General features: G+C 43.3%; 20 protein-coding genes. 19 read left to right on the top strand and 1 reads right to left on the bottom strand.

What is annotated here, in order from left to right:
- The 7 genes from ACED46_RS16730 to ACED46_RS16700 all read left to right on the top strand — a co-directional run bounded on the left by ACED46_RS16730 (position 1) and on the right by ACED46_RS16700 (position 5,733).
- On the top strand, positions 1-255 hold the full coding sequence (locus ACED46_RS16730; protein ID WP_017059204.1) for a DUF3297 family protein: 255 nt from the start codon (positions 1-3) through the stop codon (positions 253-255).
- Positions 256-760: 505 nt separating this feature from the next.
- Positions 761-2,134 carry a glycerol-3-phosphate transporter gene (glpT, locus tag ACED46_RS16725; RefSeq protein WP_029235174.1) on the top strand — a complete coding sequence of 458 codons (1,374 nt, stop codon included), beginning with the start codon at positions 761-763 and terminating at the stop codon, positions 2,132-2,134.
- Between the two features lie 77 nt (positions 2,135-2,211).
- Complete coding sequence (glpQ, locus tag ACED46_RS16720) at positions 2,212-3,267, top strand: glycerophosphodiester phosphodiesterase (protein WP_371721952.1); 1,056 nt, start codon at positions 2,212-2,214, stop codon at positions 3,265-3,267.
- Between the two features lie 244 nt (positions 3,268-3,511).
- Positions 3,512-3,976 carry an ASCH domain-containing protein gene (locus ACED46_RS16715; RefSeq protein WP_017059207.1) on the top strand — a complete coding sequence of 155 codons (465 nt, stop codon included), beginning with the start codon at positions 3,512-3,514 and terminating at the stop codon, positions 3,974-3,976.
- Positions 3,977-4,106: 130 nt separating this feature from the next.
- The gene (locus ACED46_RS16710; protein WP_136982728.1) at positions 4,107-4,601 is read left to right on the top strand and encodes an HAD family hydrolase; all 495 of its coding nucleotides are present in this window, start codon (positions 4,107-4,109) and stop codon (positions 4,599-4,601) included.
- A gap of 121 nt (positions 4,602-4,722) precedes the next feature.
- Entirely contained in the window at positions 4,723-5,103 is a 381-nt protein-coding gene (locus ACED46_RS16705) for an STAS/SEC14 domain-containing protein (RefSeq protein ID WP_102321005.1), read from the top strand.
- 228 nt (positions 5,104-5,331) lie between these two features.
- Positions 5,332-5,733, top strand: a complete 402-nt coding sequence (locus ACED46_RS16700; protein ID WP_017059210.1) for an NUDIX domain-containing protein — start codon at positions 5,332-5,334, stop codon at positions 5,731-5,733.
- 53 nt (positions 5,734-5,786) lie between these two features.
- On the opposite strand, the gene ACED46_RS16695 is transcribed toward ACED46_RS16700, so the two are convergent.
- Complete coding sequence (locus tag ACED46_RS16695) at positions 5,787-6,188, bottom strand: YkgJ family cysteine cluster protein (RefSeq protein ID WP_017065706.1); 402 nt, start codon at positions 6,186-6,188, stop codon at positions 5,787-5,789.
- A 209-nt stretch (positions 6,189-6,397) separates the two neighbouring features.
- Here ACED46_RS16695 and ACED46_RS16690 point away from each other — a divergent pair, with 209 nt between their 5' ends.
- From ACED46_RS16690 to ACED46_RS16635, 12 genes are all read left to right on the top strand, one after another.
- Complete coding sequence (locus tag ACED46_RS16690; RefSeq protein WP_017059212.1) at positions 6,398-6,559, top strand: hypothetical protein; 162 nt, start codon at positions 6,398-6,400, stop codon at positions 6,557-6,559.
- Entirely contained in the window at positions 6,559-7,257 is a 699-nt protein-coding gene (locus ACED46_RS16685) for a pseudouridine synthase (RefSeq protein ID WP_102333290.1), read from the top strand. The genes ACED46_RS16690 and ACED46_RS16685 overlap by 1 nt, the downstream gene beginning before the upstream one ends.
- A gap of 65 nt (positions 7,258-7,322) precedes the next feature.
- Positions 7,323-7,697 (top strand): VOC family protein, encoded by a 375-nt coding sequence (locus tag ACED46_RS16680; RefSeq protein ID WP_371721950.1) that lies wholly within the window; start codon positions 7,323-7,325, stop codon positions 7,695-7,697.
- A 96-nt stretch (positions 7,698-7,793) separates the two neighbouring features.
- Positions 7,794-8,402, top strand: coding sequence for a sugar O-acetyltransferase (locus ACED46_RS16675; RefSeq protein WP_371721949.1), 609 nt, complete (start codon positions 7,794-7,796; stop codon positions 8,400-8,402).
- Positions 8,403-8,562: 160 nt separating this feature from the next.
- A complete protein-coding gene (locus tag ACED46_RS16670; protein WP_371721948.1) occupies positions 8,563-8,901 on the top strand; it encodes a hypothetical protein in 339 nt (112 codons plus the stop codon).
- A 210-nt stretch (positions 8,902-9,111) separates the two neighbouring features.
- Complete coding sequence (locus tag ACED46_RS16665; protein WP_371721947.1) at positions 9,112-9,240, top strand: hypothetical protein; 129 nt, start codon at positions 9,112-9,114, stop codon at positions 9,238-9,240.
- An 82-nt stretch (positions 9,241-9,322) separates the two neighbouring features.
- Positions 9,323-9,736, top strand: a complete 414-nt coding sequence (locus ACED46_RS16660; RefSeq protein WP_371721946.1) for a GFA family protein — start codon at positions 9,323-9,325, stop codon at positions 9,734-9,736.
- 108 nt (positions 9,737-9,844) lie between these two features.
- Entirely contained in the window at positions 9,845-10,690 is an 846-nt protein-coding gene (locus ACED46_RS16655) for an MBL fold metallo-hydrolase (protein WP_371721945.1), read from the top strand.
- A 38-nt stretch (positions 10,691-10,728) separates the two neighbouring features.
- Positions 10,729-11,286, top strand: coding sequence for a nucleotidyltransferase family protein (locus ACED46_RS16650; RefSeq protein ID WP_017068328.1), 558 nt, complete (start codon positions 10,729-10,731; stop codon positions 11,284-11,286).
- 139 nt (positions 11,287-11,425) lie between these two features.
- Positions 11,426-11,779: a tRNA-binding protein gene (locus tag ACED46_RS16645; protein ID WP_017068329.1), complete on the top strand. Its 354-nt coding sequence runs from the start codon at positions 11,426-11,428 to the stop codon at positions 11,777-11,779.
- Between the two features lie 205 nt (positions 11,780-11,984).
- Positions 11,985-12,497, top strand: a complete 513-nt coding sequence (locus ACED46_RS16640) for a DinB family protein (protein ID WP_371721943.1) — start codon at positions 11,985-11,987, stop codon at positions 12,495-12,497.
- Between the two features lie 6 nt (positions 12,498-12,503).
- Positions 12,504-12,788 (top strand): hypothetical protein, encoded by a 285-nt coding sequence (locus tag ACED46_RS16635; RefSeq protein WP_371721942.1) that lies wholly within the window; start codon positions 12,504-12,506, stop codon positions 12,786-12,788.
- Positions 12,789-12,818: the final 30 nt, after the last annotated feature.

Genomic DNA, 12,818 nt, shown 5'->3' with positions numbered 1-12,818 from the left:
ATGAGCGATACTAATTCAAGACCAGCTTTACCAGATCATCTTGCAGGCAACCCACGCAGCCCACACCACGTTGCTGAGTGTTTCGAATACCCAATCGGCATTCGTCTAAATGGTAAAGAGCGTACTGATGTTGAAGAATACTGCATCAGCGAAGGTTGGGTTAAGATCCCTTCTCCAAAAGCGCTAGATCGTTTTGGTCAGCCAATGCTTATTACTCTAAAAGGCACTGTAGAAGCTTTTTACATCGACGCATAGTCACGTCGTGTGGCTAGCTAATACTTCGAGTAATTAGCTAATGTTTGCTTAATTAGCCAACATCAAGCCACCAAGCGTTATTACCTAAAAGGGTCTAGAGAAATCTAGACCCTTTTTGTTTGCATTGATTTTAGCGAACTTCTTTAACCAATAGCCCAAACCACCTTCATAACTCCACAGATTCAACCAAAATTGTTGTTATTCACTATGCATTCGCAGTAATAACAAAGTTGTTGTTGGTTGATTTATGTTCGCTCGCTCTTTTTGGATTTATTCGTACTCGAAAGTTCTGATGTTTAATTAAACAGATACAAACAAAAATATGAAGCGCAGTCTAATTAAATGAAACTAATATGCTGTATTTAAAGTTATTTTTTGTTAATAACTACCTCTATCACAGAAATTAATCCTGAAGCACATACAATTCCCTTAATTTCGAATGAGCGCTAAATTTTTTCGTTCGAGCATTTAAATTCTTCCTTCGCCCAATAATTATGAGGTTCCTATGTTTGGAATATTCAAACCTATGGCGCATATCGATCGCTTGTCATCAGATAAGATCGATAGCACCTACACACGACTACGATGGCAGCTGTTTCTTGGCATCTTCGTTGGCTATGCGGGGTACTACTTAGTCCGTAAAAACTTTAGTTTGGCGATGCCTTATCTCATTGAACAAGGTTTTAGCCGTGGAGAACTAGGGGTTGCATTAGCGGCGGTATCTATCGCTTACGGCTTATCTAAGTTCTTAATGGGCAGTGTTTCTGACCGTTCTAACCCTCGTTACTTCCTCAGCGGTGGCTTGTTAATGTCGGCGTTGGTGATGTTCTGCTTTGGCTTCATGCCTTGGGCAACAGGCAGCATCACTGCGATGTTTATCCTGCTGTTCTTGAATGGTTGGTTCCAAGGTATGGGTTGGCCAGCTTGTGGACGAACCATGGTTCACTGGTGGTCACGAAAAGAACGTGGTGAGATAGTGTCAGTATGGAACGTTGCTCACAACGTGGGTGGCGGTTTGATTGGCCCAATGTTCTTGTTGGGGCTGTGGGCTTTTAACGACGATTGGCGAACCGCTTTTTATGTTCCTGCATTTTTTGCCACTCTCGTTGCTGTCTTTGTTTGGTTTACTGTAAGAGATACACCTCAATCTTGCGGCTTACCACCGATTGAAGAACACAAAGACGATTACCCAGACGACTACGATACGTCTCATGAGAAAGAAATGACGGCGAAAGAGATCTTCTTTAAGTACGTTTTCTCTAACAAACTGTTGTGGTCAATCGCTATTGCCAATGCGTTTGTTTACCTTATCCGCTATGGCGTACTCGATTGGGCTCCAGTTTACTTAAAAGAAGCAAAAGACTTCTCTGTAGATAAATCATCTTGGGCTTACTTCTTGTATGAGTGGGCAGGTATCCCTGGCACCTTATTGTGTGGTTGGATTTCAGATAAGTTATTCAAAGGCCGACGTGCACCTGCAGGTATCTTGTTCATGGTTCTAGTGACAGTCGCTGTGTTGGTATATTGGCTGAATCCAGCAGGTAACCCAACGGTTGATATGCTGGCACTGGTTGCGATTGGTTTCCTTATCTATGGTCCTGTAATGCTGATCGGTTTGTATGCACTGGAACTTGCGCCTAAGAAAGCAGCGGGTACAGCGGCTGGTCTAACGGGTTTGTTTGGTTACTTAGGTGGCGCGGTTGCTGCGAACGCAATACTCGGCTTTATGGTTGACCATTACGGCTGGGATGGCGGCTTCATTATTTTGGTCGGCGCTTGTGTGGCTTCAATCATCTGTCTGCTTTACGCCTTCTTAGGTGAGCGTGCGCACCATAAACAAAAAGATCTCGAACGAGAGAGAGAAGCGCTAGCTCAGTAGTGTATTTACTGAATCACATCTATAAATAACAACAGAGGCAGGTATATCCTGCTTCTGTTTTATCAAGGGAAACAATAATGAAAACAACGTCACTGTCTCTGACCTTATTAGCACTAAGCTTATCTGCAAATGCGTTCGCCGACCCTTTAGTGATTGCGCATCGCGGCGCTTCAGGTTATTTACCTGAACACACTTTACCCGCTAAAGCGCTCGCTTATGCGATGAAACCCGACTACATCGAACAAGATGTCGTGATGACCAAAGACGACCAATTGGTGGTTTTGCATGATCATTATCTAGACCGAGTCACCGATGTCGCGGATCGCTTTCCAACACGTGCTCGCGCAGATGGCCGCTACTACGCGATTGATTTTACGCTCGCTGAGATTAAATCCCTGAAAGTGACCGAAGGCTTTAACCTCGATGACCAAGGTAAAAGAGTGGCAGGGTACCCAACGCGCTTCCCAATGTGGCAGTCTGATTTTCGTGTCGCTACCTTTGCAGAAGAGATCGAGCTGATCCAAGGCCTAAATAAGACCTTAGGTTATGACGTGGGCATCTATCCTGAAATTAAAGCACCTTGGTTCCATCGTCACGAAGGCAAAGACATCTCCAAAGCGGTACTTGCGACCTTGCATCAATATGGTTACCTATCGAAAGACGACAAAGTGTATTTGCAGTGTTTCGACGCCAATGAACTTCAACGCATTAATGATGAGCTCATGCCAGCGATGGAAATGGACCTTAAGCTCGTTCAGTTGATGGCCTATACAGATTGGAATGAAACCATGACCTACCAAGGCGACAAAGCAACGCCGTACAGTTACGACTGGATGTTTGAAGCTGGTGGCATGGAAAAAGTGGCGTCTTATGCGGAAGGAATAGGCCCTTGGAAGCCAATGTTGGTGGACGATGCATCGACCAAAGATAACATCATTATTAAACCGTTAATGAAGTCAGCAAAAGACGCGGGCTTAGATGTTCACCCGTACACGTTCCGTGCTGACCCAGGAAGAATCCCAGCTTATGCTGATAACTTTGATGGCATGTTGGATGTCTTCTACAACCAAGTCAAAGTTGATGGTGTGTTTACCGACTTCCCAGACAAAGCGGTCGACTTCTTGAACCGTTAATACCCCGTCAGTTACGATCTATTAGTAACGAGATACTAAGAGCCAAAAGCACACACTAAATGTACTTTTTGGCTCTCCTTGTACTGGCCTCGAAATCCTACCTATATTCTTCTTTCTCAGCCCACATTTTGATATTCACTCGGTTTACAGCAATAACCTGACTTGATAGGTTACTCCCAATGCAGCCAGATGCTTAATCTATAAGTCTTTATCGGCTCAACCTAATATTGAATTTGGAAAGATCATGGAAGAAAGAAGCAAAGCTTATCTTGATAGCTACCTCAACACATTACCAGCAGACGTTGCTTCGCAATACACCTCTTTTAGTGCCGACTATTACTGTGCTGATGAATACAACGCCAACCTCTGCGCCCAGTTAATTCTCAAGGGTGAAAAACAAGCGTCTTGCAGCCTTGAATATTGGTACAGCCATGAAGGCGAGACGAGACCAGTAGTTGGTCACTTGCAAGTCGTCACTGACTGGGATGGCAAGCCAGTTTGCATTGTAGAGATCACTTCAGTCTCACAGTGCAAATATAACGAAGTGACGGCGGAGTTTGCTGCTGCCGAAGGCGAGGGTGACAAAACACTCGAATGGTGGAAAGAAGCTCACTGGAACTTCTTCTCTCGTGAATGTGAAGAGCTCAAGATCTCACCAAGTGAAGACATGTTACTTATGTTGGAGCGTTTCAAAGTGGTTTATCAATAAAGGGTATTTTGTGTTTAGAAGATCGTGCTCCATAAACAGTAACAAGGTTGTCCATAATGAGCCTAACCGTCCGAGAAGTTTTTATAGGCTCGCTTAAACATTAGATAATTCATCGTATGCAGGAGGCAAGATGACAAAGCTAATCGAATTAACAGAAATAGTCTTATTCGACTGGGGCAATACGCTGATGGTCGATTTCCCAGACGCACAAGGGAAGATGTGTGACTGGGAAACCGTACAAGAAGTGAGTGGTGCTCGTGCATTACTGGGGGAGTTGTCGAAAACTCATCTAGTTTATGTTGCTACCAATGCTGGTGATTCCAGTAAAGACGACATCATTCGAGCCTTTGAGCGTGTTGGCCTGTCTCAATATATCTTGGGTTACTTTTGTAAGGCGAGCATTGGCTTTTCTAAGTTCGAGTCGGGGTTCTATCCTGCTATTATTTCTAAGCTCGGTGTTTCACCACAAGAGATCACCATGGTAGGCGACACTCTAGAGAAAGACATTTACCCAGCACTTGAAGCGGGTTTGCAAGCGGTGTGGTTGAACACGGAAGGTGCTGAGCTTAAGTCACAGCATCCAGGTATCGTACAAGTTCAATCCCTAAGCGAACTGTTGGAGTAGCGCGATTAACTCTCTGATATTAAGTTCAGATAAAGCGCTTGTCCGTTTTGACGTAAACCTCTCATCTCTTTGCTGTTTAATCCTCTAAGCTAACTCTAGTTTCTACTATGAGGGCTAGGTTATGAGTATCGAACGTCATGGAATATCGGTTGGAATTGAACGTGTTAGCGGTGAAACCATCGTTGTGTTTAAAGCGAAAGGCAAGCTTACACACGATGACTATCAAGCAATGATGCCAATTCTAAATACCACGCTAGAAGAACTCGATTCATCTGAACTCAAGATGCTGGTCGACATCTCCACCTTAACGGGTTGGGAGTTACGTGCCGCTTGGGACGATTTTAAACTTGGATTAGAGCTCAATTCTAAGATAGACAAGATTGCTATTTTCGGCGATAAAAGCTGGCAAGAATTCGCTTCAAAAGTAGGGAGCTGGTTTGTGTCCGGTGAGATTAAGTCATTCGAAGACCATGACTCTGCGCTTAAGTGGCTAGTCGATTGATTCTATCTACGAACAACTAGAAAGCAATCCGTAAACAACGCCGATGACAGTTGACGAGAATTGTCTCGAACGCTGTCATTTTTCGTTTTGGCGATGATATTTCCTATTCGATTCAATAGAGTATATTCCTTCCAGCGTGTAACATACCCAGGCTTTGTTTGGTCGCGACTAATGGTGTGGCTTGATTCAGTAAGAACGAGAACTAAAACAGAAATAAGGTCTAACGACATGCATAAGGTAATTGATAAGCTGGCTTGGATATTCATCAAAGACGGCAAGCTGTTGATGGTCAGATCAAAAGGCAAAGAACTGTTCTATCTACCGGGTGGTAAGCGTGAAGCTGGCGAAAGTGATGAGCAAGCACTGGTTCGCGAAATCAAAGAAGAGATCTCAGTTGATTTAGTGCCTGACTCCATCAAATACGTCGAGACGTTTACAGGCCAAGCTGATGGCAAAGCGGAAGGCGTATCGGTGCAATTGACTTGCTATCTTGCTGATTATACTGGCGAACTGTCTCCGGATGCCGAAATTGAAGAGCTTAAGTTTGTGGATGGCAACGACAGAGCGGTATGCTCATTGGCGGCACTGGTTGCGCTTGATTGGTTAGAAGCGAACCAGTATTTGGCTTAAGGTTTTAGCGGCTACTAGCTAATACTGAAGATTGATCTTCAAAAGATCATCGCTTACGAATAGCTTGAAGGGCGGCTGTCTTTCATCAACAGGTCGAGTTTCCTTTGAGCTTTCTTCGTGTCTTGTAAATCCACCACCTCAATCATTTCACACTCATCTCGTACCATCTCATTAATTAGGCTTGGGTAGTGTCGGCAATCTTCTGGTCGGTCTAAGTAAATGCTACATGTGTACTTGGCTTGAGCCTTGGTGTCTTTCGTCGGAACCAGCTCCAGAAAAGGGCAGCGAGTTAAACGTTCGCCAGATTCAGGGTCGAACCAGATCTCGCTTCCTCGAACATATTCAAAGATGTCTGGGTTGAACAACTCCCACAAATCGATCTCTTCTTGAGTCGCGGCAAGGTCGCCATCTCCGTATTTGATACAGCATTTTCCGCATTGATTACAATCTTTCATTATCGACTTCATAAGTTGGTGAGCTTTTATCATTTTACCACTGATAGGCGTGGCACGTTGATTTTGTTGTTCATGGTTAAGCCGTTACGGGGAGGGATCTTGGAATGGCGGTGCTTAAAATCAATTTATCTATGCACCACCACTCCAATCAAAGCTGTAAACAGTGATACAATTTGCACCTCTCACGTTATTCAAACAAAGGCATCAAGATGAGAACCGTATACACCACCGAAGGCAACATTAACGCAAAGAAACAAAAAGAGGCTTACCCAAAGCTCGCTTTATGTGACAAGTGCGTTGGTGACTATGTGGTTATCGAGCAAGGTGAACGAACTTACAAGCCTTGTGCTAAATGTGGTGCCGACGATTAATGCGCCTTGATAAATACCTATGTAAAAGCACTGACCTAACCAAGCCTGAAGCGATTGAACGCATCCATAATGGCGAGGTGAACGTAAACAGTGAAACAGTCACCGATGAATCGACTCAGGTTCATGAAACCAACGCCATCTTGTTTAATGGCATGCCGCTTAAATTGCGTGAATTTCGATACCTCTTAATGCACAAGCCTGCGGGTACTATCTGTTCTAATGTCGATGAAGTTTATCCTTCACTGTTCAACTACATCGAGATAGACAAAGCATCAGAACTGCACATCGCAGGGCGCTTAGATGCCGACACCACAGGTTTAGTCTTAATTACCGATGATGGGCGCTGGTCATTCAATATTACGCTGCCAACCAAGTCTTGTAAGAAGGTGTATCGCGTGACATTGTCACGAGACATCAAAGACGATGTCGCTGATAAGTTTAAAGCGGGCATTCAATTGCAGGGCGAACAAAAGCCGACGCGTCCGGCAGAACTCGAAGTGATTACCAGTAAAGAAGTGCTGTTGACCATTACAGAAGGTAAGTTTCATCAAGTAAAACGAATGTTTGCTGCGGTCGGGAATCGAGTTGTTGGCCTACACCGTGAACAGATTGGTGACGTTCGTTTGGATGTTGAAGCAGGCCAGTGGCGTTATCTAACTAAAGCCGAAGTCGACTCATTTCAGCAAGACTCTGAATAAACACCGTAACCACTTAAAGCGTTAAGCGTGTCAGCACAAGAACATCAACACTATAAGGATGTAGGATGGAAAACCTCAAAGTCTCAGAAATTAAGTCTTTCGTGCCCGCGAAAGACTTCGATTTATCTAAGCGTTTTTACCAATCAATCGGCTTCGAAGTGATGTCTGAATTTCACGATATCGCCTATCTACGACACGGCAGTTGCGCCTTCCTTTTGCAAAACTCTTATGAACCTGCGCACTGTCACAATTACATGATGCACTTGCTGGTTGAAGACGTAAAAAGTTGGTATCAACACATCCAGAACTCTAATGTAGTGTCGGAATTTGAAGTCAACGTTTCCGAGGTTGTTGAACAGCCTTGGGGAATGCTTGAGTTTTGTATCACTGACCCAAGTGGTGTGCTGTGGCGTGTGGCTGAAAACATCAGGCCGCGTTAATTCATCCAACTTGCATTAAGGCCAGTGAAAACTTCAAATTATCCATCTGTTTCTTTATTTATGCCGACATAAGGCAATGATCAAATAGGTTCAAACATGGATATAAAGGCTAAAATGCACAGCCAAGACGTTTACTACTGTGACGACGTTGATTTGGTTGCTGAGCAAACTCAATGCTTAGAAGTGCTATACGATTTCAACCATACTCGCCCGAGCGAAGGTGATAAACGACAACAAATCATGAAGCAGTTGTTCGCCGAAGTCGGTGAGGGCTGCTACATTGAACCACCATTACATGCGAACTGGGGGCGTCACACGCACCTAGGCAACAACGTATACGTGAACTTTAATCTGACTCTGGTCGACGACACAGACGTATTCATCGGCGACAACGTGATGATAGCGCCTAACGTGACCATTGCCACTGGCACACATCCCATCAGCCCAGAATTCAGGCTAAAATCAGCGCAGTTCAATGTTCCCGTTCGTATTGGTAACAACGTATGGCTTGGCGCGCACACAGTCGTACTTCCCGGTGTCACCATTGGTGAAAACTCAGTAATAGGCGCAGGCAGCATCGTCACCAAAGACATCCCGGCCAATGTCGTCGCAGTTGGCAACCCATGCAAAGTGATACGCGAAATCAACGAGAGCGACCGAGAGTATTACCACAAAGATCGCCGCATTCCAGATGAACTAAAGTAGGCGGTTTTTCACACGCCTGAAATTAGCTGTGACATAAGTCATTGCTATGCAATGGCTTAGTTGTATATTACTTATCTATCTTAGAAACTAGACAAAATTATTCTGGAGTTAAGTGCAGAATTTTTCTGTCTGATAGCTGTTATATGTACAGGGAGTTTCAATGAAGGGTTTTCTCAAAGGGATGTTATCTTATCTTGTTGTGATCTCGGTAGCTCTGCTAATTTCTCGCAATTTTTTTGATTACCTATCCACAATAGACTTGGTTGACTACATTGCATATAGCGGGGTTTTACTTGTTGTATTGGCAGGCATTACATTTGATGGTAACAATCTAGCTAATCAAGACTTTTTGTCGTTAATGATTCATCGTGAACTTGTGTCCCGAACCAATGACTTTCAAGACGAAACTAATAAAGTAAGTTTTGCAGTTAATGTCGGATTGATAGGAATATTTTTACTTATTGCTAGTGGCGTAATGGCTTGGCATATTAGTAAGTAAAACATATAACAAGGTGCCTAAATCTGAATCGTAAACGCGTGCCGAACTCGCTTCGCTCAGACATGGCACACATCCACTTTCAGCGTAGCTAAGCGTTATGCCTCGTCATTCTTCCTGAGTTAAAGTAACTATCCATATCTAGTTTAGGTTCACGGTGCTTTTCTTACCCATTTGCTAGAGTGACATTTCAATGAGCATGGAGGTTTTGTAATGGGAACTGTAATCGGTTTGGTGATTCTAGTTGCGATAGATTGGTATCTTGTTCGTAAAACAGGGCTTCATATTCATAAATGGATCTCTAAAAAGTATGCTGCGTATCTGTCGGGAAAGGGGAACTAAAAATAGCCTTTCTTATTAAGTCATCGGTATAAAAAGCGTTATCCGCTATTCATTTACAAACACTGCAAAGATTGGAGGACTCATGAAAGGTAAAGGAAAGTGCCTATGTGGCTTGGTTGAGTTGGAAGTAGAGTACGCCAGTAATGAATTGGGGGCCTGTCATTGTAGTATGTGTAGAAATTGGTCTAGCGGTCCGATGTTAGTCATTGATTGTGCTGATTCCGTCAAAATATCAGGTGAATCAAATGTAGTGAGATATAAGTCGTCCGATTGGGCTGAGAGGGGGTTCTGCGGTAAATGTGGTACTCACTTGTTTTACTTTTTAGTGCCAAATAATCAGTATCATCTTCCTATCGGATTATTGATGTCTGGGGATGACTACAAATTAACTCATCAGATATTCATCGACGAAAAGCCCGGATACTACGAATTTAAAAATGAAACTCAAAATATGACTGGCGCAGAAGTATTTGCCCACTTTGAAAGTGGAGAGTGATCACTGGGTTTACGGTGCGACGGTTTAGGTTTGGTGGTTCGTCGTTGCTCAGCGTGAACTTATTTCCGTTGGGCAATGTGCGATTCGTAAATGAATCAAAAGGGAACTATGAAAATAACGACGCTGGTTGATAACTCTCGACTGGATAACAGGAAAGATTTAGCCGTTGAGCGCGGACTATCACTGCATATTGAAACTGAATCGCTAAAGATCTTGTTCGATATGGGAAGTGGCGATACGTTTTGTCAAAACGCACCATTACTGGGTATTGATATTAAAGATGTAGACCTCGCTGTCATATCACACAGGCATCATGATCATTGTAATGGCACCGCTGATTTTGTTGCTCATAACTCTAAAGCCAAAGTGTTTCTGAAAAATTGCGAACAGAAAAGCTATCATTTCCGGGCTTTCGGTTTCAAAAGTGATGTCGGGATCAATCCGGACTTACTAGAAAACAGCAACGAGCGGTTAGTCTTCATTAATCGTACTACTGAGATCGCCCCAAATGTCTTTGCTATCACAGATATTAGCGTGAAACACGAACAACCTAAGGGTAATAAATACCTTTATACACAGTCGGAAAATCGACGGGAGCGCGACTCATTTGATCATGAATTACTGTTAGTGATTAAAGAGCCAGATGGTTTAGTTATATTCACGGGATGTGCGCATAGTGGCGTTCTTAATATGGTTGATACAGCGGTTACTCTGTTCCCAGGAGAGAGAATAAAAGCGGTTGTCGGGGGCTTCCATCTAGTGGGCTTACCATTGTTCAATAGTATTGGTGGCACAAAGCAAGACATTAGAGATCTTGGATTGACGTTGTCTCAATACCCCATTGATAAACTGTATACAGGGCACTGCACAGGCAAGAAAGCTTATGAGTTGTTGAAAGAAGTATTAGGCAAGCGTCTGGAAGCAATGCCGACAGGTCGGCGTATTCATGTGTAGCGTTGGTCAAACCTTAGATGGATGTTAGTTAGGTCACGATGAATAAACAAAAACTAAAGAACCTCATTCAACAAGTTCCTGAGCTAATCGATACAGCCAAAGTATGTCGTGAGGTGGGCTTGCCAAACTTCTATATTGCAGGCGGAGCTATCACTCAAATCATCTGGAATGATATCGAAAACAAACCGCTTCTAGACCAAGTCAAAGACTTCGATGTTGTCTATTTCAATAGTACCTCAGCTATCACCGAAGATGAGTTCAAAAACCGCATTCGTTCGCGGTTAAGTCATTGTGTCGACGTGGACGTAAAGAACCAAGCGACCATTCATGAGCATTACGCTAAGAAGTTCGGTTGCTTCATTCAACCATACGATCGTGTTGAACAAGGTATCGAGTCTTGGCTCTCTGCATTTGCTATCGGGTTTACTTTGAATGATTCAGGCGGCATCAAGTTGTTTTCACCATACGGTGTAGAGGATGCGTTTGATATGCTGATTAAACCGAATAAGCGAGCAATGACAGAAGAAAATTACAACAAAATGACCACTGGCTATAAGGCTCGATGGCAGCAAGTAAAAGTGCTTCCTTGGAATTGATCTATAAAGCTTTGTGGGATCGCTCTTAACATTGGGTATTTAATTCAGTTTGGCGTCAGTGGTAAATTTGAATCTAGTCTCAGCATTGTTAGTGACTTAGTTGTACGTTATGTGATTTGGAAACAACGAGGTCTGGTTTATGAAATACGCTCCAATTAAAGATGAAATTACGTTTGATGATTTCGCGAAAATCGACATTCGTGTGGGTTTAATCACCGAGGTTTCTGAAGTCGCAAAATCAGATAAGCTGATGAAACTCACCGTCGACTTTGGCGATCATCAGCGATCAATCTTGGCTGGCATCAAACAAGAGCGTGAAAACCCCAAAGAAATCGAAGGTAAGCAAGCCTTGTTTGTCGTGAATCTACCTGAAAGAAAGATGGCGGGTGAAATGTCTCAGGGTATGTTGTTTGATATTGGTTATGAAGACAAATTAAATCCGTGTTTAGCTTGTCCTGAAACCGAAATGCCTAATGGTGCTCGAGCTGGGTAACGTACACACTTGGATGTTGGAGTTGTTTTGGTCTTTGTTCGAAGTTCCAGATCCCAATGAAAATGTGGTTTGGGTTCAGCAAGCGCTCTCATTGCAGAGCAAACTGGCTTTATAGCGATTGGAACATCGAGTGTGGCAATTGCACGCAGTCACGGAGTGGATGACGGTACATAAGTGAATAACTGAAACAAAAAAGGATAAATAAATGCAGTTTGCGAAGGCATTTGAATACAAAAAGTGGGCAAATAGTCAGTTACTTGATTTTGGAGCGAGACAATTCTCAAAATTGCCGGAAAACGATGGCACATTTTTCGTTAGAATTTTAAACCATACGACCGTAGTGGATAGTCTATTCATAAGTCGAATTCTCTGTGAACCAGAAAAATATACTGCTGATAATACCGTTGAAACCCCTTCGTTTTCAGAGCTGCGTGAGAGAATGGCTCACAATGACAAATGGTTAGTGCAGTATGCGCTGTCGGCCTCAAAAGAAGAATTAGACAAGGTTATTCAGTTTAACTTCGTAGATGGTGATATAGGAACAATGTCTGTTGAAGAGATTCTTCTCCACTTACTCACACACGGTAATAACCACAGAGGTATGGCGTCTAGGGTGTTGGCTGAAAACGATTTAGAACGCCCAAAGGACACATTTACCCGCTATCTGCACTTTGCTGAGCCATCACGTAGAGGTAGCGACGTGTTGAAAGAAAAGTAAAAGGTTATGTACTTAAGAACAGCACATGAGCATGAGTTGGATGATATTTATCTCATGGGTTTTGATGTATGGGGAAGCCAGTTGTTGGTCGATGAGTATCTAGCTTCTTGTTACAACAGTGGTAAGTATCAGAAAGGAACTTGGTATGTGCTAATAGAACAGGAACAAATTGTGTCTTCTTTGATTGTTTATCAGAGAGAGTTTGGCCTTTTGGAAGGAAGCCGTGGGTTGGGTTCCATTGCAACGCCACCAGAATTAAGGGGCAAACATAGACAGGATCTTAAGAGCTAACTTGTTTATTTAGATAGAAAAAAGGCTTCA

The sequence above is a fragment of the Vibrio sp. 1S139 genome, from assembly GCF_041439475.1.
GTDB lineage: Bacteria > Pseudomonadota > Gammaproteobacteria > Enterobacterales > Vibrionaceae > Vibrio > Vibrio crassostreae_C.
This window is presented reverse-complemented; position numbering and strand designations above follow the sequence as displayed.

Excerpts from the sequence above, each read along its gene's own strand:
- ACED46_RS16730 (WP_017059204.1), top strand. The coding sequence starts at position 1 with ATGAGCGATACTAATTCAAGACCAGCTTTACCAGATCATCTTGCAGGC.
- glpT (WP_029235174.1), top strand. The coding sequence starts at position 761 with ATGTTTGGAATATTCAAACCTATGGCGCATATCGATCGCTTGTCATCA.
- glpQ (WP_371721952.1), top strand. The coding sequence starts at position 2,212 with ATGAAAACAACGTCACTGTCTCTGACCTTATTAGCACTAAGCTTATCT.
- ACED46_RS16715 (WP_017059207.1), top strand. The coding sequence starts at position 3,512 with ATGGAAGAAAGAAGCAAAGCTTATCTTGATAGCTACCTCAACACATTA.
- ACED46_RS16710 (WP_136982728.1), top strand. The coding sequence starts at position 4,107 with ATGACAAAGCTAATCGAATTAACAGAAATAGTCTTATTCGACTGGGGC.
- ACED46_RS16705 (WP_102321005.1), top strand. The coding sequence starts at position 4,723 with ATGAGTATCGAACGTCATGGAATATCGGTTGGAATTGAACGTGTTAGC.
- ACED46_RS16700 (WP_017059210.1), top strand. The coding sequence starts at position 5,332 with ATGCATAAGGTAATTGATAAGCTGGCTTGGATATTCATCAAAGACGGC.
- ACED46_RS16695 (WP_017065706.1), bottom strand. The coding sequence starts at position 6,188 with ATGAAAGATTGTAATCAATGCGGAAAATGCTGTATCAAATACGGAGAT.
- ACED46_RS16690 (WP_017059212.1), top strand. The coding sequence starts at position 6,398 with ATGAGAACCGTATACACCACCGAAGGCAACATTAACGCAAAGAAACAA.
- ACED46_RS16685 (WP_102333290.1), top strand. The coding sequence starts at position 6,559 with ATGCGCCTTGATAAATACCTATGTAAAAGCACTGACCTAACCAAGCCT.
- ACED46_RS16680 (WP_371721950.1), top strand. The coding sequence starts at position 7,323 with ATGGAAAACCTCAAAGTCTCAGAAATTAAGTCTTTCGTGCCCGCGAAA.
- ACED46_RS16675 (WP_371721949.1), top strand. The coding sequence starts at position 7,794 with ATGGATATAAAGGCTAAAATGCACAGCCAAGACGTTTACTACTGTGAC.
- ACED46_RS16670 (WP_371721948.1), top strand. The coding sequence starts at position 8,563 with ATGAAGGGTTTTCTCAAAGGGATGTTATCTTATCTTGTTGTGATCTCG.
- ACED46_RS16665 (WP_371721947.1), top strand. The coding sequence starts at position 9,112 with ATGGGAACTGTAATCGGTTTGGTGATTCTAGTTGCGATAGATTGGTAT.
- ACED46_RS16660 (WP_371721946.1), top strand. The coding sequence starts at position 9,323 with ATGAAAGGTAAAGGAAAGTGCCTATGTGGCTTGGTTGAGTTGGAAGTA.
- ACED46_RS16655 (WP_371721945.1), top strand. The coding sequence starts at position 9,845 with ATGAAAATAACGACGCTGGTTGATAACTCTCGACTGGATAACAGGAAA.
- ACED46_RS16650 (WP_017068328.1), top strand. The coding sequence starts at position 10,729 with ATGAATAAACAAAAACTAAAGAACCTCATTCAACAAGTTCCTGAGCTA.
- ACED46_RS16645 (WP_017068329.1), top strand. The coding sequence starts at position 11,426 with ATGAAATACGCTCCAATTAAAGATGAAATTACGTTTGATGATTTCGCG.
- ACED46_RS16640 (WP_371721943.1), top strand. The coding sequence starts at position 11,985 with ATGCAGTTTGCGAAGGCATTTGAATACAAAAAGTGGGCAAATAGTCAG.
- ACED46_RS16635 (WP_371721942.1), top strand. The coding sequence starts at position 12,504 with ATGTACTTAAGAACAGCACATGAGCATGAGTTGGATGATATTTATCTC.